Source organism: Inquilinus sp. OTU3971, assembly GCF_038440215.1.
On the sequence record NZ_JASATH010000462.1, the window covers coordinates 1 to 321 of the forward strand.

1 protein-coding gene is annotated in these 321 nt (G+C 60.4%); it reads left to right on the plus strand.

Translation table 11 applies throughout. The features are described from left to right. Positions 1–79 precede the first annotated feature (79 nt). Positions 80–321: transposase (locus AAHM41_RS40420; RefSeq protein ID WP_342242291.1), on the plus strand; the 242-nt coding region annotated here is incomplete at its 3' end.

Below are 321 nucleotides of genomic sequence, written 5' to 3' on the forward strand. Positions count from 1 at the left end.
AGTGTCTGACCCGAAAAGAGTTGAGTGATATCAGTCGGTTGTGATTCGGTCGTGGTTGCGAGCTACGACGAAGCACAAGATGGTCTGGACTGATATCACCCGACCGCAGTATCGGCGGAAGGGGTTGCGGTATTCAAGCGACACGACGGATGAGGAATGGCGGCTGATATCGACGCATCTGCCGCCACCACGGCGGCTGGGCCGGCCCCGGACCACCGATCTTCGAGCGGTGGTGAATGCCCTGTTCTACATCGCGTCGAGCGGTTGTCAGTGGCGGCTGCTGCCCGACAGCTACCCGCCATACACGACGGTGCAGCGGTT